Source organism: Levilactobacillus lindianensis (assembly GCF_003946095.1).
Taxonomy (GTDB): domain Bacteria; phylum Bacillota; class Bacilli; order Lactobacillales; family Lactobacillaceae; genus Levilactobacillus; species Levilactobacillus lindianensis.
The window spans coordinates 60326-82333 of record NZ_RHOD01000006.1 but is presented as its reverse complement, the minus strand read 5'-3'; the positions used below and the strand labels follow the sequence as shown (position 1 = coordinate 82333).

31 protein-coding genes and 1 riboswitch are annotated in these 22008 nt (G+C 46.8%); of the genes, 24 read left to right on the top strand and 7 right to left on the bottom strand.

Annotated elements, in window-relative coordinates; genetic code table 11:
• Positions 1-9 precede the first annotated feature (9 nt).
• From EKM70_RS03675 to EKM70_RS03595, 19 genes are all read left to right on the top strand, one after another.
• Positions 10-357: a phage baseplate plug family protein gene (locus tag EKM70_RS03675; protein WP_125545361.1), complete on the top strand. Its 348-nt coding sequence runs from the start codon at positions 10-12 to the stop codon at positions 355-357.
• A complete protein-coding gene (locus EKM70_RS03670; protein WP_125545359.1) occupies positions 347-1291 on the top strand; it encodes a hypothetical protein in 945 nt (314 codons plus the stop codon). The genes EKM70_RS03675 and EKM70_RS03670 overlap by 11 nt, the downstream gene beginning before the upstream one ends.
• A complete protein-coding gene (locus tag EKM70_RS03665; RefSeq protein WP_125545357.1) occupies positions 1288-1659 on the top strand; it encodes a Gp138 family membrane-puncturing spike protein in 372 nt (123 codons plus the stop codon). The genes EKM70_RS03670 and EKM70_RS03665 overlap by 4 nt, the downstream gene beginning before the upstream one ends.
• Entirely contained in the window at positions 1656-2042 is a 387-nt protein-coding gene (locus EKM70_RS03660; RefSeq protein WP_125545355.1) for a hypothetical protein, read from the top strand. Before EKM70_RS03665 ends, EKM70_RS03660 begins: the two co-directional genes overlap by 4 nt.
• A complete protein-coding gene (locus tag EKM70_RS03655) occupies positions 2029-3252 on the top strand; it encodes a baseplate J/gp47 family protein (RefSeq protein WP_125545353.1) in 1224 nt (407 codons plus the stop codon). Before EKM70_RS03660 ends, EKM70_RS03655 begins: the two co-directional genes overlap by 14 nt.
• Entirely contained in the window at positions 3245-3967 is a 723-nt protein-coding gene (locus EKM70_RS03650) for a hypothetical protein (protein ID WP_125545351.1), read from the top strand. The genes EKM70_RS03655 and EKM70_RS03650 overlap by 8 nt, the downstream gene beginning before the upstream one ends.
• 3 nt (positions 3968-3970) lie before the next feature.
• Positions 3971-4960 carry a hypothetical protein gene (locus EKM70_RS03645; RefSeq protein WP_125545349.1) on the top strand — a complete coding sequence of 330 codons (990 nt, stop codon included), beginning with the start codon at positions 3971-3973 and terminating at the stop codon, positions 4958-4960.
• Complete coding sequence (locus tag EKM70_RS03640; RefSeq protein ID WP_125545348.1) at positions 4960-5580, top strand: hypothetical protein; 621 nt, start codon at positions 4960-4962, stop codon at positions 5578-5580. Before EKM70_RS03645 ends, EKM70_RS03640 begins: the two co-directional genes overlap by 1 nt.
• A gap of 101 nt (positions 5581-5681) precedes the next feature.
• Positions 5682-6116 (top strand): hypothetical protein, encoded by a 435-nt coding sequence (locus EKM70_RS03635; protein ID WP_125545346.1) that lies wholly within the window; start codon positions 5682-5684, stop codon positions 6114-6116.
• A 13-nt stretch (positions 6117-6129) separates the two neighbouring features.
• A complete protein-coding gene (locus tag EKM70_RS03630) occupies positions 6130-6609 on the top strand; it encodes a hypothetical protein (RefSeq protein WP_125545344.1) in 480 nt (159 codons plus the stop codon).
• A 2-nt stretch (positions 6610-6611) separates the two neighbouring features.
• Positions 6612-6779, top strand: coding sequence for an XkdX family protein (locus EKM70_RS03625; RefSeq protein ID WP_125545342.1), 168 nt, complete (start codon positions 6612-6614; stop codon positions 6777-6779).
• A gap of 101 nt (positions 6780-6880) precedes the next feature.
• Positions 6881-7204 (top strand): hypothetical protein, encoded by a 324-nt coding sequence (locus EKM70_RS03620; RefSeq protein ID WP_225416368.1) that lies wholly within the window; start codon positions 6881-6883, stop codon positions 7202-7204.
• Positions 7201-7497, top strand: a complete 297-nt coding sequence (locus EKM70_RS03615) for a hypothetical protein (RefSeq protein ID WP_125545338.1) — start codon at positions 7201-7203, stop codon at positions 7495-7497. Before EKM70_RS03620 ends, EKM70_RS03615 begins: the two co-directional genes overlap by 4 nt.
• Positions 7498-7717: 220 nt before the next feature.
• Positions 7718-7837: a CD1375 family protein gene (locus EKM70_RS11585; protein ID WP_263853592.1), complete on the top strand. Its 120-nt coding sequence runs from the start codon at positions 7718-7720 to the stop codon at positions 7835-7837.
• A 14-nt stretch (positions 7838-7851) separates the two neighbouring features.
• Positions 7852-8019 carry a CD1375 family protein gene (locus EKM70_RS11345; RefSeq protein ID WP_164506316.1) on the top strand — a complete coding sequence of 56 codons (168 nt, stop codon included), beginning with the start codon at positions 7852-7854 and terminating at the stop codon, positions 8017-8019.
• A 62-nt stretch (positions 8020-8081) separates the two neighbouring features.
• Positions 8082-8516: a hypothetical protein gene (locus EKM70_RS03610; RefSeq protein WP_225416367.1), complete on the top strand. Its 435-nt coding sequence runs from the start codon at positions 8082-8084 to the stop codon at positions 8514-8516.
• Positions 8506-8847 carry a hypothetical protein gene (locus EKM70_RS03605; RefSeq protein WP_125545336.1) on the top strand — a complete coding sequence of 114 codons (342 nt, stop codon included), beginning with the start codon at positions 8506-8508 and terminating at the stop codon, positions 8845-8847. The genes EKM70_RS03610 and EKM70_RS03605 overlap by 11 nt, the downstream gene beginning before the upstream one ends.
• A 12-nt stretch (positions 8848-8859) precedes the next feature.
• Positions 8860-9393 carry a hypothetical protein gene (locus EKM70_RS03600; RefSeq protein ID WP_125545334.1) on the top strand — a complete coding sequence of 178 codons (534 nt, stop codon included), beginning with the start codon at positions 8860-8862 and terminating at the stop codon, positions 9391-9393.
• Positions 9393-10451, top strand: a complete 1059-nt coding sequence (locus EKM70_RS03595; RefSeq protein ID WP_125545332.1) for a GH25 family lysozyme — start codon at positions 9393-9395, stop codon at positions 10449-10451. Before EKM70_RS03600 ends, EKM70_RS03595 begins: the two co-directional genes overlap by 1 nt.
• Positions 10452-10856: 405 nt before the next feature.
• Here EKM70_RS03595 and EKM70_RS03590 read toward each other — a convergent pair whose 3' ends face one another.
• The 3 genes from EKM70_RS03590 to EKM70_RS03580 all read right to left on the bottom strand — a co-directional run bounded on the left by EKM70_RS03590 (position 10857) and on the right by EKM70_RS03580 (position 13963).
• Positions 10857-11069 carry a helix-turn-helix domain-containing protein gene (locus EKM70_RS03590; RefSeq protein WP_125545330.1) on the bottom strand — a complete coding sequence of 71 codons (213 nt, stop codon included), beginning with the start codon at positions 11067-11069 and terminating at the stop codon, positions 10857-10859.
• Positions 11070-12682: 1613 nt separating this feature from the next.
• Positions 12683-13246: a matrixin family metalloprotease gene (locus EKM70_RS03585; protein ID WP_125545328.1), complete on the bottom strand. Its 564-nt coding sequence runs from the start codon at positions 13244-13246 to the stop codon at positions 12683-12685.
• Positions 13247-13642: 396 nt separating this feature from the next.
• Positions 13643-13963 carry a heavy metal-binding domain-containing protein gene (locus tag EKM70_RS03580; protein WP_125545326.1) on the bottom strand — a complete coding sequence of 107 codons (321 nt, stop codon included), beginning with the start codon at positions 13961-13963 and terminating at the stop codon, positions 13643-13645.
• A gap of 316 nt (positions 13964-14279) precedes the next feature.
• Here EKM70_RS03580 and EKM70_RS03575 point away from each other — a divergent pair, with 316 nt between their 5' ends.
• The gene (locus EKM70_RS03575) at positions 14280-14882 is read left to right on the top strand and encodes a hypothetical protein (protein WP_125545324.1); all 603 of its coding nucleotides are present in this window, start codon (positions 14280-14282) and stop codon (positions 14880-14882) included.
• A gap of 42 nt (positions 14883-14924) precedes the next feature.
• Here the strand turns inward: EKM70_RS03575 and EKM70_RS03570 are convergent, their stop codons facing one another.
• A complete protein-coding gene (locus EKM70_RS03570) occupies positions 14925-15269 on the bottom strand; it encodes a hypothetical protein (RefSeq protein WP_125545322.1) in 345 nt (114 codons plus the stop codon).
• A 104-nt stretch (positions 15270-15373) separates the two neighbouring features.
• Entirely contained in the window at positions 15374-16084 is a 711-nt protein-coding gene (locus EKM70_RS03565; RefSeq protein WP_125545320.1) for a hypothetical protein, read from the bottom strand.
• A gap of 127 nt (positions 16085-16211) precedes the next feature.
• Positions 16212-16329, top strand: a riboswitch (SMK box riboswitch).
• On the opposite strand from EKM70_RS03565, the gene metK reads away from it, so the two are divergent.
• The 3 genes from metK (at position 16327) to EKM70_RS03550 (ending at position 19573) form a co-directional block, all read left to right on the top strand.
• Entirely contained in the window at positions 16327-17514 is a 1188-nt protein-coding gene (metK, locus tag EKM70_RS03560) for a methionine adenosyltransferase (RefSeq protein ID WP_125545318.1), read from the top strand. Its footprint overlaps the riboswitch before it by 3 nt.
• A gap of 187 nt (positions 17515-17701) precedes the next feature.
• Positions 17702-19183 (top strand): MDR family MFS transporter, encoded by a 1482-nt coding sequence (locus EKM70_RS03555; RefSeq protein WP_125545316.1) that lies wholly within the window; start codon positions 17702-17704, stop codon positions 19181-19183.
• A gap of 66 nt (positions 19184-19249) precedes the next feature.
• Entirely contained in the window at positions 19250-19573 is a 324-nt protein-coding gene (locus EKM70_RS03550; RefSeq protein WP_057879091.1) for a DUF960 domain-containing protein, read from the top strand.
• 111 nt (positions 19574-19684) lie between these two features.
• On the opposite strand, the gene EKM70_RS03545 is transcribed toward EKM70_RS03550, so the two are convergent.
• The gene (locus EKM70_RS03545; protein ID WP_125545314.1) at positions 19685-20332 is read right to left on the bottom strand and encodes a deoxynucleoside kinase; all 648 of its coding nucleotides are present in this window, start codon (positions 20330-20332) and stop codon (positions 19685-19687) included.
• A 155-nt stretch (positions 20333-20487) separates the two neighbouring features.
• Here EKM70_RS03545 and EKM70_RS03540 point away from each other — a divergent pair, with 155 nt between their 5' ends.
• Positions 20488-21258, top strand: coding sequence for a Cof-type HAD-IIB family hydrolase (locus EKM70_RS03540; protein WP_125545312.1), 771 nt, complete (start codon positions 20488-20490; stop codon positions 21256-21258).
• 67 nt (positions 21259-21325) lie between these two features.
• Here EKM70_RS03540 and pgmB read toward each other — a convergent pair whose 3' ends face one another.
• The gene (gene pgmB, locus EKM70_RS03535; protein ID WP_125545311.1) at positions 21326-21997 is read right to left on the bottom strand and encodes a beta-phosphoglucomutase; all 672 of its coding nucleotides are present in this window, start codon (positions 21995-21997) and stop codon (positions 21326-21328) included.
• Positions 21998-22008 lie beyond the last annotated feature (11 nt).

Here is a 22008-nt window from a genome sequence, read left to right as displayed (position 1 = left end):
GGTAAGTGAATGAAACGAGATAGTATCATGTTCGATTTGACAAGCTTACCTGACCGACAAGAAGTTGAGTTTGAGAACGGTGTTTTCGAGCTGACTCTTCAGAAAAATGAGTTGTCCCAGCAGCTCACCATTGATATGGTTGCTGTGGATGATGAAACCCATAAAATTAATGGCGAACCGCTTACCTACGGCGTTCCATTATGGTATTGGGCCAGTTATGACTGGTTGCCACCGGAACGGCTCGTACCTATGGATGAGGCCGGATTACAGTCATCGGTGACCTTTGGCAACTTCCAAAAGAGTGTCTTCTTGCTAGATGATAGTCTGTATGAGGATGGTGACAGTGATGACGATTGAAACCACTAATCCTGGAGAAAAGACCTGGTATGGATCAAAGATTGAAGTTGATTTGGAACTCAAGTCCGGGACTTATAAATTCACTAACTTCCATCCAATAGGCTATGGGGTTGGTATCACCGGTGATATTAGCGGTGGGGATGGCGGATCGCCTGCAACAAACTCGATTACCCTGGCCAACTTGTCTAAGGAACACGAGAAGCTTTTCAAACCTAAGGCCCACATTGTGGTTAAGGCTGGGGGATATGATGTTTTCGGCATTATCGCTGTTGGCAATATCACAAAGGTTGCACCGGTAGCCAAAGATGGCGAAGATCGTCTCCTCACGATTACCTTTGTTGCTGGGAAGGACTACAGCAAGAACAAGAAGATTTATAATGCTTATTCTGGAGCAAAAAAGGTGAAGCACTCGTACAAGACTTCAAGTGGGCGCACGATCACCTGGATTACCAGCAAGAAAAAGAACATCAATATTCGCTTTAAAAAAGGTGTTAAAGCCAAGACTATCATCCAGCGAATATCTCGCGAGGCGGGTATTCCTATTGCAGTGTTACATCTTAAGAAGAATAAGGTGTACAAGCGGGGCTACACCGTGTCATCTAAGCCGGAATCTGCAATTAAGAAGATCGTGAAAGATTGTGGGAGCCGGTTTCAGTATCGAATGGATGACATTGTCATCGACTACGATGAGAAGCCGACCTTATACCAAACTCATCTTTATTTCACGTTACGAGATGGGTTGGTTAATCAGCCAACAATCAGTGATGAAGACGGCAAGAAGGCAACATGGACGGTGGTCACGTATCTTAATCCGATGATTGCCAACTCGTCGACCTTCTACGTCGCTGAAAACATTAAGAGCTTTGTCAGGGTTAAGAACTACACCCATTCACTAGATGATATGCAGACAAGTTGTGAGGTGGAGTTGGTATGAGTAAGGATAAAAATGAGGCGCTGGACTTAGTAGTTGGCGAATTGATGCCGTACTTTCAGGCAGGTGTTAACTGCGTGATTGTAGGAGACGTTGTTTTCTACGATGGTAAAACTGCTGACGTACAGCCAGCCCCGCTAGATTCCAATGGTAACAAACGGTCAATTATCGGTAACTGTCTGGTACTTGCTAATGCAGCTGAATATCTCAAGGGTGGAAGCCCAACAAAGATGAAGCGTGGCGACCGCGTGGTTGTCGTTTTCCATGACCGGGATCTGGACAACTACGAAGATTCTGGTCAGTTCATGCTCGCGAGTCGACGGATGCACAGCTTGAATGATGGCATAGTGATTGGGGTGGTTAAACAATGAGTAAAGACTTCGCGGTTGGCACTGATAACGACATTCAAATTGACCCCGAAAATGGGGATTTGATTATGGCTGAGGATGTCAATCAATCCGAGGCTTACCGAGTGGCTCTAGGAACCAACGAGGGCGAACTCGTGTGGAATGAAGGCTTTGGGTTGAACCATCTTAGTCTGTTATCTGAAATCGATAACCAGCCCGCAATGGAAGCGGAGATTAGTGATTATCTCGAGAGCCATTTCGATACATTTGTTAGTGCGGAGATTACTGGAATCACTCGTGCGGGCCGCACAGCCACGGTCAGTCTGAAGATTGTAACTATAGACGACAACGGCAACGAGCAATCAACTGATACAGGAATGGAGGTGGAAACGGATGGCTTTGACTGACGAAAATGGTTACGACTTGCAGGAACTCGATGACTTACGGGAAGAAATCAATCAGGACGCGAAGGAAAAGCTAGGCGACAACGTCGCAACAGACGACGCCCATCATTTGGGCCAACTATTAGGTGGCTTGTCCTTGGGACGTAAGAAAGTTGAAGATTTTGGCGAGTTAGTCTATAACGCCTGGTCCATCTTGCGGGGTCGTAATTCAGACCTCGACATCATTGGATCAGACTTTGGGGTGAGCCGTAAGCCAGCTACCCCGGCTACTACCTACTTACAAATTGATGCCAACGTCGGGACCGTTATTCCTGAAGGCACTCAGTTCGGTACTGCAGATGAAGTCCTATTCGATGTGATTGAAGAAGCCAAGGTTCCTGAGATTGCCACGGTTAAGGACGACAACGGCCAAGATGTTCCTTTGACCGATGATGATGGAAACGAGATCGGGCGCATAGTGGTTCAGGCTCAAGCAGATCAGAATGGGATTAGTGGCAATGTTGGGGCTGGAACAATTACTGACCAATCGGGGGAATCAATTGACGGTGTCATCCGGGTAACCAATCCTGAAGCTGCCAGCGGTGGTGATGAAATTGAGTCTGAGATTAATTACCGGGATCGAGCCTTTGAGAATCGATTAGCGCGTTCAGATTCCACTGAAGACGGTCTTAAGACTAATGTTGAAAATGTGGCCGGTGTTCTTCAATGCAAGGTTCAGGTCAATAATGAGCTAACCGAAGACTCGTTTGGCAACCCCGCTAAGACCAGTCATTTCTATGTGATTGGCGGAGCTGATCAGGATATTGCTGAGGCAATTTTTCACGCGATTGGAGCACCTGGGCATACGGTTGGCGAGGTATCAAAGACGGTACTGAACCACTCAGGTCAAAAACGTACAGTTAACTTTTCACGGGCAAAGCTCCAGGCAGTGTACGTACAAGTTCATATCAAGACTACCGATAGCTTCGATTCAGACAACGGTATTGCCAATCTAAAGGATAAGGTCATTGAATATGATCGAACCCTTAGCATGGGTGATTCCTTACTGTACTCGAAGCTTTTTGAATACCTGTGGCAGGTAGATGGAATCAGCAGCATCGATTTGACTGTAGGCACTGATAAGGCGTCATTGTCCCTTGGCAACGTTGCAGTCGATCTATACTCACTGGCCTATATCACTGCAGACAATATCGAGGTGATCATCGATGACTGATGAGCAATGGGATCAGTTCTGGGCCGACCTAGGACTAGATGATGATACGATTCGCCAGTTAATCCTGAGCTCACAACCTGGGATGATGAATCAATCACCTGACAGCACTAATCAAGCACTGCTTAATATCATTGCTGATGTGGTGATTGGTGAAGTATCAATCTTCCGAAAGATTTACGAATCGCGTCAGCTCGATAGGGCCAGTGGAAGAATCCTCGAGGATACTGCGGCGGACTGGGGCGTTAGTCGGATTGACGACGATGACGAATTTCTCAGATTCCAGGTTCGGCTGGCACGTATGCTCAACCAAATGGGGGTCACTGAAGATGATTTGATTGATTTGATTGCCTTCATCCTGCAAGCCGATCCAACCGAATTCAGTCTCGTCACCGATCCTGAGGAACTTGGCGGCGATCCTGAAGCAATTCGGTTCACCAACATTCCCAATAAATACAGCAAATCCGCTAGGAAAAAGAATCTGTTGATTAAGGCCTTAGAGGGCGCGGTGATGCCTGAGGTGAAGATCGTTGGTGTCGACTTCCAAGCACATGCAGAATCAAACCTGTTCATCGCCACAGCAACATCACGCAACCGGCAGCACTTTGCTGTCATGGACTCGCAGGTCGACCGTGAGCATGTCGTTGGGGATGGCTCGACAATGATTGCTACTGTGACGCAAAAGCAGCGGATTCACCGCATTGTAAAGGAGGGATAGCAAGTGCAATTTGATAAAACGTATCTAACTGAGGCTGGGCGAGAGTTGGCAACTAGTACGCAAGGCGGGTTAGATAAGATTCAGTTTACTCGGGCAGTTGCCAGCAGCCACGACTACTCGGCATCTTCGATTGAGGACATTAAGGCCCTGACAGATATTGCCGATGTTAAGCAGGAAGTACAGTATTCACGAATCGTCAAGAAGGACAAAACTACTTTGACCATGCGGGTAGATTTTCCATCTAAGGATGTTACCACTGACTATAGTCTCTATACCGTTGGCTTCTATGCACGTCTTGAGAACGGCGATGAAGCCTTATACGGGGTGCTTCCAAGTTCGTTGCCTGACTACATTCCGGCGTATGATGGTCATTCAAATATCAATGACTCATTCCAAACAGACACGACAGTCAGCGATACGGATAATGTTCTGATCACCGTCAGTCAGGCTGGCTCATTGAACGAAAATGATCTTGATGCAATTCTAGTTGCAAAGCATGTTGCAACGATTGAGGATATTAAGGAGCATATTCCAGAATCGCTGGCCGACCAAGATAAAGACAACGACTTCACGGGCGCCAACAGGTTTGAGAAAGATCCAGTAAACGCATCTGGTGACGCCTATATCACGGCAGAGACGGCTAAGACCACCCTCACAGATGGAAAAAATATGGTCGCTGATAATGGAGACGCCAGTGTTACTGTAGACGGAGTCGTCTACAAGATGGTAGACAAAGATAACGTCTTACTGATTAATCCAGCTACTAGTGAGGTTACTCAGGTGCCCAAGTTCGTGAAGGGGGTCGTACTTGGTACACATACCTTAACGATTACTGATGCTGACGGTCTATGTATCGATGGGTTGCCGCTTGATATTGTTGTAGCCGATGAGGCCACTGCACAGTCCAAGTCTGCTGAAGACCACTTACATCGGTATGTCACAGTGGAAAATGATGAGCCTACCGACGCCACGACAACGGGGGCGACTAGCTAATGGCAATTTGGAACCCAAAGAAGTTCATCAATACTGCGGATAACGGTCACACAATCACAAGCGGCTATCTGAAGCATGGAAAATTCTTCCAAAGATTACTGCCATCTGGAACGATCATTTGTACTATTGGTAAACCTATTCAAACGGTTGGTGGAGGATTCTTGGCCAATTATCCATCTGCAAAAAGTTTTTTTGCGACGGATGCTGTCATACCTTTACCAATTACACGTATTCACAGGGGGATCAAGATATATGCAAGCCAATACCAAGGATTTAGTATTAAGTCATATAGAAGTGGTGGAGATTCTGCTTTATCACAGTCGGTTTATAAATATGTTCCGGATTCTGGTAGCAGTCCCTTCATAATTAGCAAAGAACAACTTATTAGTAATAAATCATTCAAGATAACGGCACCTATGTCGTCAACAGATTCGATGCCCGTTAATGGAATTTGCGATACCGATGGACTCCATCTTTATTCTAGAGGTTCAGTGGATTCAGCAACAGAAATTAACCCAAGCCTTAGAGGCACATCGATAGGTGGTAGCGTTAGTGGGTATGACGATTACGTTCTCATATTAGGTAGATATTTAATTATCGATCGAATTGAAGCATATTAGGAGGTCATTATAATGATTAACACTGTTTACCATGGGGGGCACCTAACGTGCCTAAACCGCCGCGGTAGCGCCTTTCAGTCTGTGAAAGTAGGTGGCTTTTAATGGCTATCTACTATCGTGGAAAAAAGGAACAAACTAATGGATTTCGGAAACTCACATTGAGTCCCGAACCTATTGATCCGGATCCGAGCCCCATGACAATCCGTCAGGCGTTCTGCATGTACAGATTTGATGGGAAAATCCTTGAATTAGCAGGAGGGGTGGTTTTTGATTCGAGCAATTATGCGCTTCATAAATGGGAGTTGGGGCTACTGAAACTTCCTGAATTTTTGTCGGGGACCTATACCCTAGATACAACGAAGGGAAGCATTGCAGGCAATGCAGAGACAATCAATGTAAACCGTTTGCGAAATGCTTCGGCAAAATTAGATGATGATATTCTTACAATTTTGAATGAATATAGTGGTGCTGGTGCAGAAAATGTAAATCCGATAGGAGGAGCAGCATCTTTTGATTTGTTCTTCATCAAACAATAAAGGAGGAATCGCATTGGAATCATTTACGTATTATGTCAAGAAAGGCGACAATAACCGAGTTGCCGAGCAACCAGTAACTGCCACTGCCGATGGCCTAGCGCCTGTTACTATGGCTGATTATGAAAAAGAATATTTCTTACAATATTGGGACCAATACTACTGGGATGCTAACGGGGATTTACAAAGTCCTGAGGATTTGCCGTCACATTCAACAGCCATGCTGCGGCTGACCATTAGTAATCAGGCCAGTCAGATTAGTGACTTGCTCACTGATAATAAGCAGTTGAAGCAAGATAAAGAGCAACTAAGCAAGCAGCTTACCACCGCTAACTCAACCATTGAACAATTGCAAAAGATGGTGGGAGAACTTACGGCCCAGGCGATTACCTATCAGGCAACAATTTCAGATTTGCAGCAGTTAGTTGGCCAATTAACGGCTCAAATCGTTCAACTTCAAGCAGAAAAGAACACTGACACAACCAAGGAGGCTTAACTATGAATTTTCCAAGCTTTGCAACAATTAAGATGCTTTATGGGTGGGGCGCGTTAGCAAATGGCCCTGAATGGTATGTACAGATGGGAGCAATTACGACCGATCAATACAAAGAATTAACTGGTAAGGATTATACAGCACCAACTACTGCGACAGATACCGCCAAGTAGCTAGGTGCTTTTAATTATAGCGAAGGGGATGAGGTGATGTGTTAGGGAAGCTAGCGTTACTGACAACGACGGTGGTACAGCATACCCCGCCGCATTGGTTCATGGGATATCGGTGGACCGAGCTTGCTGCCATTGTCGCGGTGATTGGGTTCGTGTCTGCTGGTGTAGTCGGCTTGGTCAAAGTTGCCATTATAAATCCACAGAACACAATTAATCGGCAGCAAGCGGCACAAGCCGAATTGAGTAACAAAATGCTGCGAGATTCAATCGACATGCTGACGAAAAAAGTAGAGGGAATCGGAGACAATGCCGACATGGTCCACAAAGATCATGACAAGCGACTGGATGACCACGAGGTTCACTTGGCTCGCCATGATGAAGAACTAAGAACGCTCTTTGAGCGAACGGGGGAGAAAAAGTCATGAGTAAATTTAAATTGAGCTTCAATAAGGAATCAGCGACTGATATTGCATCGGTCGTTTTTATTTTGGCGTCTGGGATTGTCATGTTTGGAAACGCGTTAGGTTTAACAGTACCGATTGGTCTTTCTAATTCCATGAGTAGCTGGGTTAGTCTGGTAACGCAAATCTTGGGGTGGGGTGGCCTTATGAGAAACACCTCAAAGGGCAACAACCAATCCCAACAGCTGAACGTGTCGTCAGGAAACGCTTCTAAAGTGCCTGAAAAGGGGGATGAAGTCAGTGAGGACGCTAAGTAAGTGGACGTTAGGAATTGTGATGATTCTGTCGCTTTTCGCCGTTTTCGGCGCAAAATGACGCCACAAACGCCAAGACTGACGCCGCTACAGCTAACGCGGCAAATGCCACACTAACCGAAAAGTTGAAGACGACCGAATCCGGATTACTGGAAATCAGTGACTTTGTCTTCTCACAATCGACCGCCACGACTGGAACAACTACTAAGTAGGAGGTGAGAACATGAATTTTAGTTTCCTGGCCAAGGTTTATGTGGCCGCTGTACAACGCGGTGACCGTACTTTGAACCAAGTACCAGTACAAGTATATGACGAAGTTTCAAAATTACTCGATCAAAAATAAGGAGATAATTTATTATGACTAATTTCAGTTCTTTAGCAGCAATTTATGCATCTTTCGTTTTAGACGGGGTCCGTACCATTGACCAAGTGCCTGCCATTCTGACCGACCAAGTAAAACAGATCCTTGGGATTTCTACCGTCGTAAAAAACTCCTCCGGCACCGACGAATCTATGCCTGCTTAGGCATTACGATTCTAGTTGGTGCTTTTCTTTTGGGAATTTTTATAGGGAAGGAGGGGTAATTAATGATCGATGATCCTAAAGACGGACCACTGCGACGAATTACGCGGCATTGGAACCATTTCTGTTTTGGCCTATTTTCAATCGTCGGTGGCCTGTATGTCTGGTTTCATCAAGTCTATTTAGATGATCCCCGGGTGACTCCCCCGCCTCCACCACCACGAATTGAACACATCATTTTCGGCTTTGCGGACGACTGGTGGTTTGCCCTGTTGCTTATTCTTAGTGGGGGCCTGATCCTTGCCGGTGTTATGTTTTATAGTCGCCGCTTAAGGGACTGGGGCATGGTTGCCTTATCACCGGCCGTCGGTGCCCTGACCATTGCATTTATGGTGCGGGGCCTGTTTGATGCCCGCTTTAATTTGACGTGGGTGTTTGCAATGCTGGTTTTGGTGCTACTAATCGGCACCCTGATGAGAGGTGACCACGGTGAGCACTAGTAACTTCACAGTTTTATTAGGGGCCATTGGTACTTTTGCCGTGGCAATTTGGGGTGTTATCCATGGCCACAATTCCGACCGCCAGGAGCTTGAATCCTACATTCTGACCACTGTTAAGCAGGATAATCAGCAATTACGTGATGATCGGGAGGCCGACCGGAAGCAAGCTAAGGCTGACCGAGAACAGGCTGCTGCCGATCTAGCAACATTACAGGAGAAAAGTTCCGCAATGAAGGACGAACTTAATCAACAGATTGCACAGCTAAAGCAGCGTAACGCTGTCCTGGAACGAGAGAATCGTGAGTATCAAATCAGATATGGAAAATTATAGGAGGCATATATTGTGAACACTGCATTTAAAACGATCAAGTTACTAAACGACACCGGGCTTCTGGGTGTCATTATTTTTGCCCTCGTAGGGTGGTTTACCCGGATTAATCCGGCCTTAAAGCAAAAGATCGCGGCTAACAAGTCCGCTCAACAACGCGAAGTCTTGGGAATCCTCGATAACTTCGCTACGAACGCTGTAGCTTTCTACTCGACCCACTATGAATTGCCAAACGACCAAAAGCGGCAAGCAGCGGTTACCCAGGTTACCACCCAACTAAAGGGGATGGGGCATGAAGTTGACCCGGTTGTGGTATCGGCCGCAATTGAAAAGGCCTACCAGCTGCTTTCCACTAAGGACACGGCGGCGCAGGCCAAACAGGCCAAGTATGACGCGGGCAATGCTGCGGCCATTGAAACCGCTATGCAGTTGGAGGCGGCCAAGGATAAGAAGGCGGCGGCACCCGAAACCGCCGAATCGGCACCGCTGGCCGTACCAGAAACCACCGAAGTGTCTGATTCAACCCCAGTGGAGGGAGATGTTAAGTAATGCCACATTTTGACATGGTTGATACGTCTAATAACAACGGGGTCATGGCCTACAGTAACTGGCGATCGATGAAAAAATATGGTGTCCGCGCGATGGTTGCAAAGCTGTCCGAGGGCACTTTTTTCACGGATCAAACGGCGAAGACCAGTATTCGCAATGCCGTTAAGGCCGGGCTCCACGTTAATGGCTATCACTTCGCCCGTTTTACGACGACCGGCGGGGCCAAGGCCGAGGCCCAAATGGCGGCGCGGTGTGCGTACAACGCCGGTCTAGGTAAGGACAGTGTAATCGTATTGGACTTTGAGGCCACGAACCTCGGGTGGAACCGCAACGCGGCCAACATCAAGGCATGGATTAGCGAAGTCCACCGCATGGGTTACCCCAAGACGGACGTGTACACGATGGGGTCATGGATTAACTCCATGCCGCTCAACAACGCTGGCCGGGGTGGTTGGATTGCTAACTACCCGGGTAACCCAACTGGCTTGAACTTTTACAAGTCCTATATGGGTTGGCAATGGACCAGCAATAAACACTTTGCCGGTTGCTACGGCGGATTTGATGTGTCCCAGATGTACTCAAGCTACTATTACGGGTCCGCGGCCAAGACCACTAAAGCCAAGCCGAAGAAGGCAACCTATTACCAATACAATCCAAAAGTGATTTATTCGCGCGTAGGGATTAACCGGTATAAGGACGTCGAATTTAAGCACAAGGTGGATAGTTTCCCGGCCCAAACTGTGTTTGAAATCGCCAAATTGGTCAAGTATGGGAAGATTACGCGGTTCCAGTTGGCCAATGGGTACTACATCACGGCCAACACGGATCGGGTAAACCGGCTTTACTTTGTGCCGGGTAGTAAGATCAAACGGGTCAAGTCGGTACGTGGAACGCACCGCTTCAAGGACGTGAACCTACACCACACGGTTGACTGGCAACCTGCTGGCACTGAATTTGACGTGGCGGAGGTTGTGGCGCACGGAGATACGTCGCGGATTCGCCTGGCGAACGGCATGTATATTAGTGGTAACAAACAAATTAACAGCTTCGTCAAGTAGCTTAAAGGCCACTCACTCCCTACGGGGTGGGTGGCCTTTTTTATTGTTATTGGGTATAATAAAAGGTACAGATTAGTAAGAGCAAGACCAATCTGTACCTTTGACCTATTTCATATTACTTTTGTTATGAACGATTAGCCCGTAAAGCACCGGCTTGTTGAGCATTGTCCTCAAGAGTTTTTAGATTCTGTGCTTGAAATTATCTCCGAAACATATTAAAAGCCAGCAGTTAAATTAATAACAACTGGCTTACTCAAAGATTATGTGTACTGGTACTCGCTAAGACCAGTATACATAGTCTTTTTTTATTTGTCACGACATAACTATAATATCTATGGAAATTAATATATATAGAATATGCGTTCGAATATAAAGCGATAATATGTTCGGTATATTGTTATAGGATTAGCTTTTCGTCTCTTCGTGACCGGTTACAGTTTCCATACCTTCACGCGTTACAATTAGCTGGCGCCCGAATAGCTTTACTGTTCCTTCCGGGAAACGGGAGGGGTTACTTCGGAGAACCTGACGAACGTAATCCGGTGCTTTCCCCCAACGAAGTGCAGCATCCTTAGCGGTCATAATTTCGGGATCATTTAAATTAATGTGTTTAGTCATGGCGTCCAATCACGAATGAAACAATACTGACAATCAATGCGATGATTGAAACGATTAACGCGACAATACTCATTGTCATTCATATCCTTTCTGCTCTATAATTAGAGTATAAGGAATAAGCGGGTGTTCCCACTCGCTTATCCTTACTATGTTGCTTCTTGTGCCTACCCGCCAGGACTGTCACAAGAGCAATGATGGAGCTTACTAACGAGAAGATTGATGTTAGTAGGCTTATTATTTTGTCCCACAACTTCTATCACCTCCCTACATCTATTATATTACACCAAAAAGTGTACACTATCAAGTGTTAAATGAATTTATTTCGAAAAAGAATGCGTGTTCGGTTGATGTAACAGTAAAATCATGTACTCTGGATGTGGTCGTCATTGTAGGGGACGGTCACCGCATGAATTGGCAAAACGGCGTAGCCCTCAATTGGGTTACGCCGTTTTGTCGTTGTTGTAATAAAAATTCTTCCATTATATAAGGGGTATTTCAGATGACCAATTGGGGTTTAGCCTACCGACCTATGATTATATATTCTAGTATAGATTATATTTTTTGAAGAAAATTGCTCCCAAAAATCACCCATTTAAAAATAGAATGCTGTTATATCAAGGCTGGTACGTCTAATTAAAACCCCACCTCCGGTATCACAAGTAATACACGGAATATTCTTAAAAGGTCTCAATTACTGATTTGTCAGTGATTGAGACCTTTTTGTTAGGTCCTATAAATTTTGAGTCGTACGTGGACTCATGCTCCTTTGACACCCCCTAATGAAGAGGGTTGTGTCCACTTGTCGGCGATGCTAGCAAAGACTACGAGGCACTCCCAAAGACTAGCTAAGGGGGACGTGCTGGCTAGCAGGTGTTCTCTGGCGACGAATATAAGGTGTTGAGAGAACTCACCCGGCCACTGATAAGATGGTACAGATGCACGTTAGGTAGCTTGTCAGGGGTAAGCGACACACCTATACGGAATTATGCCAGTGATGGCTAACCAGCCTTTGTAGGGTCACGTGAGCTAGGTCATCAGGGTGTCTATTTTCGGATAGTTGATTAGCAATAGGTCCAGCCAGGTAAGAGCTTAACTTATTTGGGCGTCACAAGCATGGGTGGGGCGCAATGAGGTCACAGTTCTTGCTAGAGGACCACCCTTATACCGGAGAGGTAGGGGAGGCACCAGTTATTAAAGAGATCTCTACTAGTAATGAGTCTAAACGGTTTTCGGAGGCGTATTCTGAGACAGTGTTCGACACGCCGTAACCCGCTTGTAGACAGTAACGTCGTTCTAAGGCCTTTGTGAGTGCACCCTTAGAGAACCTGGTGAACCTAGTCATACAGTGGAACGCGGTTATCATGACGATGATAGCGATGTCTGCTGTCATGTTGAGAAGCGCCCCAATAGAACGGCCTGGGGGCCATCTAAGACTGGTGTTACCAATAGAGGCTAGTTGTTCACTCCGGGACTAGGAGCGCCGTTACAACGAGTCGAGAGGAGAACAGAGCTAGTCTACCTACCATGGTTATCAAAATTTAGACAATTAAAAACGCCTAGCTGGACTGGCTAGGCGTTTTTGCAGGTTTTGTTAGAAAATTGTTTTAAAGTGATTAGTCTTCGTAAGCTACTTGTAAACCAACCTTGTCTTGGTGGTCGATTGAAGCGTAACGGTCGGAAGCATACATCACGCTGTCTTCACTCTTGGAGTGGCTTAAGCCAATGGCGTGACCAATTTCGTGAGTAGCCACGTTAGTCCGTTGGTTCTTGGAGTACTTGTACTTGGATAACAAGCTCCGGTTAAGCGTAGACTTAGCGGAAACGATTTCGTTGTTGTTGTCACTCTTCTTTAAGTAAGAGTAGTTGGTGTAACCAGCCAGCTTGCCGCTCTTAGTGCTCAGCGACTTGGAAGAGGTTAAGGTGATGTCAGCCTTTTCGCCAGACTTGGCAGCTCTTAACTGAACGACGCCGACTTTGTTCCAACGCTTAACGGCGTTTTTCCAAATGCTCTTGTAATAGGAAGAAGTGTTCTTAGTCTTGTAAGTAATGGTGGTGTCATCCCAGTGACCCCAAGAAGGTGTCTTTGCGGATGCGAGGATGGAACCGGTAAGACTAGTGAACGTCAAGACGATGGTTGCAATTACTAAGACTGTCCATTTAACAATTTTCTTTAACATGTTGATAACCTGCTTTCTTTTAATCCATTAAATTCCGAATAATCACTTTTAAGTTGTTTGCTATCTTATTGACTATGGTTAGTATAAAGCGAGTAGTGGATCAGTTGGTGAGACATATTAGTGAGTATGGATAGTTTCCAGGGGACAATAATCCGGATGTAGATATAAATGACAAAAACATGACAAAAAAGTCGTTCAAATGGTTACACATCAAGCTTTCTGGCTATACAGATAATTCCGTGAAAAGCGATGGAAAAGTCGATAAAGATCAAAAAAAGAGCCACATGAGTTATCCAAATTTGGATGATTCATGTGACTCTTTTATGCTGTTGACGATCTAATCAGATGATAAGCGACGAACGTTTACAACGTTACACAAGTTGAATGTTGTGGTAATTACCGAAACTTAACGGCAGTTCCGTATGCTGCTACGGATTGCATATCTGTCCCAATGGAACCGGAATCAAAACGCATCATTACGACGGCATCTGCCCCCATAGTGACGGCATTCTGCCGCAAACGTTCAATGGCAATTTCACGAGACTCGTTCAGCATTTTTGTATAATCTTTGATCTCGCCACCCACAACGTTCTTGAGTGAGGCGCCAATATTTCGCAAAACGTTCTTGGATTGGGTGGTCAAACCGAAGACTTCGCCTAGAACTTCGTAGTCTTGGCCGGGAATCTTTTCGGTGGTAGTAACTAAAATTTCTGACATAATGGTTCCTCCTCTGGTGTTACTTTCCAATATACGCGCCTTGGTAAGGAAAGTATATGCGGATGGCTTTTTAAAAAAGTACCGGTGAGATAATATTTATTTATAAATATTAAATGATGTATAAACAGACAATAAGTGGCTGATTATGCGGGTATTCCTGACCATACCCAAGAAAGGTTGTATGTTCTTGGTTGACCATGCAAAGCCGACCGACCTATACCACGTGCCTTATAAATAATATGGGCTATGTATTTGATCGCTAACGTGTTAAGGTACCCTTGGATAGCCAACAAGGGCTACCAATAAGGAGACTTTAATGTCCGACAAAGAAAATGTGACGCCAACTTCTACAAAGTGCCGACACGTTTCTAAAGAAGCAATGATGGAACCTTTGACTCGCAGTCAGCGTGATCAGATTGCGGAATTCTTGGTTTCCCACGACAGTTACTTGGACATGAAACATCATCTCGAAGATCTCTTGGGTATGGGCGTCGATGATCATCGACTGAAACACTTGTTTTATCGTGATGTGAATGACTTGGTTCATTTTCGGCGACAATTCTTTTGTTCATTGGGGAATTTCCTCGTTCGCATGGCCGAAGCGCATTATCGAATCGAGCTCTGGGATCGGGAGAGCCACCAAAAGCATAGTTTTCCGATTAGTGAGTTAAGTGAAGCAGATCTCGTCACTGTGAGTAAGGGGACAGCCGTTGAGACGTTGACCTATGAATTGTATGGATTCAAATTGCGACGAAAGTTTGATATTGAACAGGGCCGTCTCTATCGCGTCAAGACGCAGTTCTATATTGCGGGCAAGGAAGTGGCGCTGATCGATGGCCTCATGTCGCTCCAACAACGATTGGATGAGGCCACTCCGTGGTTGCAAGCAGGCTTGGTCGGTATTCAGGATTTTACGTAAATGACAACAAAAAAACCAACCACATCGCGGGGTTGGTTTTTATTAATTAGGTGACGACTGAGCGGACAACACGGCAACGAGCTGCTCCTGAGTGGCGCCTATTTGGCCGTGTAAGAGCTCAGCGTGGCTAACTGGAATGACGTTGGCCAATCGGTTTTGATGGCCGCTAGCTGCTAAAATTTGCGAATCAATCACATAGACTTTGGTGGGATCGATAGTGAGGTTCCAGTGATGTTCCGCTTGTACGGAATTTGGAGTGAGTGCGAGCGCGGTGATGAGACTTTGACAAAATCGATTGATGAGCGCTGCATCAACGATTGGATTACCAGTGAGGGTGGGCCGAAACTTTCCGCTAAGAATATCGCCGATCACTCTGATTTCGGGCATATTTGAATTCCTCCATTGCTTGATGGGCTCATTCTAACACAGCCAAATCATCGGATTTAAGAATTGCCGGGAGTTTAGCGAAACTTTAAGTTTATATCACCAGATTAATCAAGCACTAGCAGTCCCAAGATGAGTTGCACGACGCTGGTGGTGACTAGGCGGTAGCGAACATTGATGCGACGCTGGAGCCACCCATAACCGGCGACCAGCAGGCTGGCAATGGCAATCTGCCAGGAAAAAGCCTGGGTGATAAGTATTGTCACGATCAGGAGTGCCGGTGTAATTAGGGTCAACCGCCAATCCCAGGCCTGGGGAATGAAGTGAAATTCGTAGAAGGCCAGGTAACTGAAGATAATCGGTAAGAGGGGAAGCATGAATTGCCAAGCGAGGTAGTGATTTCTAAGGTAGAACAGGATGACCGGTACCCCACAACCACTGAGCGCACTGAAAACAATTAAGCCGTACACGGACTGGAGTCCCAACTGAGGGACGCAGACCAGAACCAGGAAAATGCAGATCAGAAGCGCAAAGAGCTGAATGAGCCGGTTATCTGGTGCCGCTAAGAAGCCCATGGTTGCGGCCGCCACGACAAGGATGGGGCCGATCGCCGATTGAAAGTGACGGTTGAGGATCAGAAAGCTTCCAGCTGCCAAGAATCCTCCATAAACTAATAGGTAGAATTTAACCAGGGTAGGTAGGGGCGTGCCTGTGGCCGCCGTCGATCCGGCGACCCACCAAAGAATGTTTTGAAAGACGGTGTAGATAAATAATTGCTGAACCGTTCTGTTTTTTAAAAGGGCCATGAATTTAGTCATGGGATCGCTCCATTCGACGAATTATAGTATTTGTCTTTAATCTTAGTAATTGTTGCGCGCGGGGTCAATCATTCTTTCATATAATGGGTAGGTTTCTTTTAAGGTCCGGGAATTTATGTTAGAATACTTGAGTTATGAGTCAATTCCCGATAGGATTCACGATTCTTGTGAAGCTGCCTTGTAACCGACTGGCGCGAGATTATCGGTCAACTTGCGTCAACACTATCTAGGGGGAATATCCATTGCAAGAAAGACATTTATTTACGTCCGAATCCGTTTCGGAAGGCCATCCAGATAAAATTGCTGACCAGATCAGTGATGCCATTCTCGATGCGCTGTTGGAACAAGATCCAGACTCACGGGTAGCCTGTGAGACCTCTGTGACGACCGGGTTGGTCCTGGTCTTTGGGGAAATCTCAACGAAGGCTTACGTGGACATTCAAAAAGTGGTTCGTCAAACGATTAAAGACATTGGTTACACCGACGGTCAATATGGCTTTGATGGTGATAACTGTGCCGTGTTGGTCGCCATCGACGAGCAATCACCCGACATTGCCCAAGGGGTCGATGACTCCCTGGAAACGCGGAAGGGTGACGGCGATCCGTTAGACAAGATTGGTGCCGGCGACCAAGGCTTGATGTTTGGGTATGCCGTTGATGAGACCCCAGAGCTCATGCCACTCCCAATCATGTTGAGTCATGCTTTAATGCAACGCATTGCCAGTCTGCGGAAGAACGGCGTTATTGATTACCTCCGTCCCGATGCCAAGGCAGAAGTTACCGTTGAATACGATGATGAGGGCAAGCCAATGCGTGTCGATACGGTTGTCTTGAGTACGCAACATGACCCTGACGTCACGTTGGACCAGATTCGCCAAGACGTCATCGACCAGGTGGTTAAGGAAGTCATTCCAGCTAAGTTGTTGGATGACAAGACCAAGTACTTCATTAACCCGACTGGCCGCTTCGTAATCGGGGGTCCTCAAGGGGATGCCGGATTGACGGGTCGGAAGATTATCGTGGATACCTATGGTGGTGCCGCTCACCATGGTGGGGGGGCCTTCTCCGGGAAGGACGCCACCAAGGTGGACCGTTCGGCTAGTTACGCCGCGCGTTACATTGCCAAGAACATTGTGGCTGCCAAATTAGCCAGCGAATGTGAAGTTCAGATTGCCTATGCGATTGGGGTTGCGGAACCCGTTTCCGTTTCGATCAATACGTTCGGGACGGGTGTGGTCAAGGAAAGTAAGCTGGCGGAAGCCGTGCGTGCGATCTTTGATTTACGTCCAGCCGGGATCATTGAGATGCTGGATCTGAAGCGTCCAATTTACAAGCAAACAGCAGCTTACGGTCACTTTGGCCGGACTGATGTGGATTTACCTTGGGAACATCTCGACAAGGTAGAGGCATTGAAGGCTGCCTGCAAATAAGCGCAGGTAATGATAGAAATCTCGCTACCAGGAATCTCTTGGTGGCGGGATTTTTGGGTTGGGGGTTGAAATTTAGGCGCTCACCCTTGATAATATAAGGTATTACTGTTTTAATACAGACTTGGGAAGTAGCGCAATTGGCTACTCAGTTTCGTTGTGTGGTGGGGCCCAACGGTAGGAGGAAATTATGGTAAAGAAACAAACTAGTGTCAAGGTCGTGACGGGGGCTGTCTTCGTCGCCACCTTCATGTCTGCTATCGAAGGAACCATCGTCTCAACCGCCATGCCCACTATCGTTGGCGATCTACAAGGGGTGGCCCTCATGAACTGGGTCTTCTCGATCTTCTTATTGACGAGTGCTATTGCCACACCCATCTACGGTAAGCTCGCCGATACTGTTGGCCGTAAGCTGGTCTTTCTCGTCGGACTCTTCGTCTTCGTTGTGGGGTCGACTCTCTCGGGAATGTCGCACAGTATGGAGACGCTGATTGCTTGGCGGGCGCTACAAGGAATTGGAGCCGGAGCTATTATGCCCGTGTCCTTCACAATTCTCGCCGATATCTATCCGGTGGAACAACGAGCTCGGGTCATGGGGCTTAACGGGTCCGCTTGGGGGATTGCCGCCGTTGTTGCCCCATTGTTAGGGGGCTTCATCGTTGACCACCTCAGCTGGCACTGGATCTTCTTCATTAACATTCCCATTGGGATTGTGACCATGGGACTGATTTGGTTCTATCTACAAGAACGCACGGAACGAAAGAAATTCACGATGGACTGGGCCGGTTGTTTCTGGTTGTCACTCGGTCTGTTGGCCTTGATGCTGACTTTCCAACTGTTAGGGGAGGGGCAACTCAATGTGTTGTTCGTCGTCCTGGGATTCCTGATTTCTATCGGGACCTTCTGGGCTTTCCTTCGCCAAGAGAAACGGACTGCCGATCCATTGATTCCGTTATCTTTGTTTGCAAACCGGACGTTTGTCGTGCAAAATTTAATCGCCGCATTACTGAGTGGGTTTATTATGGGTTTTGAGGTCTACTTACCCACTTGGACGCAGGGTCTTCTGGGACTAAAGGCTTCCGAAGCTGGGTTTGCGATTACACCCAGTTCTCTGATGTGGATTGTTGGGTCGTTTATTGCCGGTAAATTACTGCTGAGTCGGTCACCTTATCAAATCGTGAATATCAGTTTGACACTGGTGATGATTGGGGCCATAACCATGGCATTATTGCCCGCTAGTACGCCATTCTGGTGCTTCTTCGTCATCGCTGGGATCTGTGGAACTGGATTTGGGATTACCATTACCACGACTACGGTGACGGTTCAAAGCCAAGTCGCAGTCGATGAGGTTGGGGTTGCAACTTCATTCAATACGTTGTCACGGACACTGGGGCAGACCATGATGGTTTCTATCTTAGGGATTATCATGAACCTTGCCATGACGCGCGGTGTGGTCAGCCATCATGGGACGAGTATGGCGATGATGAACAAGCTCATCAACCCGCAAACGGCGTTGAGCTTGCCAGCCAATGTCTTACCAACCCTACGTGGTATCTTGTATCAGGGTCTGCACGCCATCTTTATTGCCGGTGTGATTCTGATTGTCATCTCGTTTGCGGTCAACTTCTTTGACCGGCGTGAGACGCAGCACCTGACCGACGACAAGGGGTAATTATTCCCGTTTTGAAAATAGTTACGGTATAATAGTTTTAAACGATCGAGAGTGGAGGCGAAGAAAATGTTTGAAAGTAATCATGCACGTTACGCCAGTTATGGTACCGTTGCGGTCCTACCCGGCGACATGATCGACGCCGTCTGGGATATCATTGACAATGACCTCCAGGGTCTCTTTCCGTTAGCGAATCTGCTGACGTTTAAGCTTCACAATAATCAGGGGATGACGACGTTTGAGTATGTTCAAACGGACGACAAGCGCGGGGCCGTCAGTGCCGGATTCGACACTGATTTCACCTATGCGCCACAGTTACCAGAGACTGTTCTAGCCTATGATGACGGTGATAGCCAAATCATTTTGTTACCATCCGAAACGGCGGATCATTAAATAGAATGTGACAAGAGGAGGGATGCCTAAGGTGTGCCTCCTTTTTGTTGTTATGGCGCGCAAATGAAAACGCCGCAAACCCATCGTAGGTTTGCGGCGTTAATCGTCGAACTAGACCGTTGCGTCCGTCCGAATCGCTTTTAAGGCGTCATCAATTTGTTGGAGAACCAGGTCCGTGTTGCCAGGAACGTCTAGATCGTACTTCTGTAAGTCGATCCGCACCTTTGGACTCAAGTCGTAGTCAGCGTACCAGCCTTGATAAGCCGTCCACATCTTCTTGTAGTAGGCTTCCAAGTCAGGGTTGTCGTCGAATTGTTCGTAATCGCGGCCACGCTTCTTGATCCGGTGAAGAATGGTGTCGAAGTCGGCATCCGCATAGACTAATAAGTCTGGGGCCTTCTTTGGCAGTGCGCTCAATTCGTTCATCATGTTGTCGAGCAGGTTTAAGTAAACTTCCAACTCAGTATCCGTGATGTTCCCTTCGGCGTTATTTTCACGCGTGAAGAGGGCATCTTCATAGATCGAACGGTCCAGAACGTTATTGTCGTCCGCCAACGCTCGCTTGATCATACTAAAACGTTTGTTGAGGAAGTAAATTTGCAATAAGAAACCATATTGTTTGGGATCTGCATAATATAGTGGTAGAACCGGGTTGTCACCAACCGGTTCGAAAAATGCCTTTGTGTCCAAGTGTGATGCAATCTTTCCAGTAAGAGTCGTCTTGCCGACGCCAATCATTCCAGCTGTAATTATCACCATGATAGCCCCTCTTTTATCAAATATACAAGATATAGTGTACCATAAAAAGTTGGCTACTACATTTGCTTGACAGATATTTTTTCGCCATTTCATGAACTTTGGTCATTGTTGTATAATAGACTCGTTGGTATAAGTGGATTAGGAGGTTGAACGAGATGTATCAAGCAATCGTCTTTTTTGATTTGGATGGTACGTTATTTGACGACAACAAGAATGTTTTACCGACAAGTATCGCCGCCATTCACGAAATGCAACAACATCATATTCTACCAGTTATTGCCACTGGAAGAAACATTTTTGAAATTCAATATGTGCTCGACGCCACGAACATCGACGCTGTGGTCAGTGCTAATGGGAGTTACGTCCAGTATCAGGGTAAGCGACTCACGGCCGCGGTGATTCCACAGAAGGAACTCGCAGCGATTACCGCTTTTGCGAATGAACAGGGCGACCCCTTAGGCTATTTCAACAATCGTGGGTTTCGACTGAGTCAGGCTAACCAGGATACCAAAGATAATTTCAAGTTGTTACGACTGGATGCGCAGGTTGATCCGACCTGGTATCAGACTCAGGAGATTAACTTTCTGAACGTATTCAATCGTGATAACGAGGCGCCATACCGGGAAAAGTTTGCCGGTGAGTTATCCTTTGTTCGGAACAATCCCCGGGCACTGGACACGATGGCAACCGGGATTAGCAAGCAGACTGGGATTCGGACCTTCTTGAAAGAGGCCGGATTGCAGGACGTGAAGACCTATGCCTTTGGGGATGGCTTGAATGATCTCCAAATGTTTGATGAGGTCGACGTGTCAGTCTCCATGGGCAACGGAGTCTTTCAAGCCAAGCACAAGGCAACTTATGTGACAGCCACTAACATGGATGACGGAATCGTCAAAGGGTTACGGCACTTTGGTTTGATTCAATAAATTTTTCAGATTAAAACGGTGTCATTACTTTTTTCAAGTAGTGACACCGTTTTTGTGGTAATGAGAATTAATTTAATTTTTGAGCAATGTTAGCGAGAGTGACACTGGCCGTGTTGGCAAAGACCATGTCGGCGGCTGCCAATTCGTGGGCATCCCCGATGCCGAGTGAAACTTCTCCGGCAGCATTGATCGCTTGCACACCGGCAGCGGCATCTTCGACCCCAATGCACTGCGCCGGATCAAGGTTGAGTACCTGCGCACCCTTGGTGTAGATTTCGGGATCTGGCTTACCATGGGTTAGGCTGGCTGGGTCAACGATCTTGGGAAAGTAGTCGGCCAATTGCAGCTTGTCGAGGACACGGGGAGCGTTCTTGGAGGCCGAGGCTAGTGAGAGCCGGTAGCCCTTATCCCGTAGGTCATCCAGGAAGGCCTTCATTCCTGGCAAAATGTTGGCGGGGGTCATCTTGTTCACCTCGGCCACATAATTGTCGTTCTTCTGAGTAGCTAGGGCCACCTTCTGGTCTTGGGTGTAGTCATTTTCCTTATGGCCAGACTTCAGAATCATTTCAAGAGAGTCCATGCGACTGATTCCCTTGAGCCCGTTGGCAAGGTCTTCATTCCAGCTCACACCGAGCGAATCGGCGAGTTGGTGCCAGGCATTACCATGTAAGACGGAGGTGTCCGTAATGACACCGTCTAAGTCAAAGACAAAACCCTTAATATCCGCAAATTTAGTCATCATTGAAAACT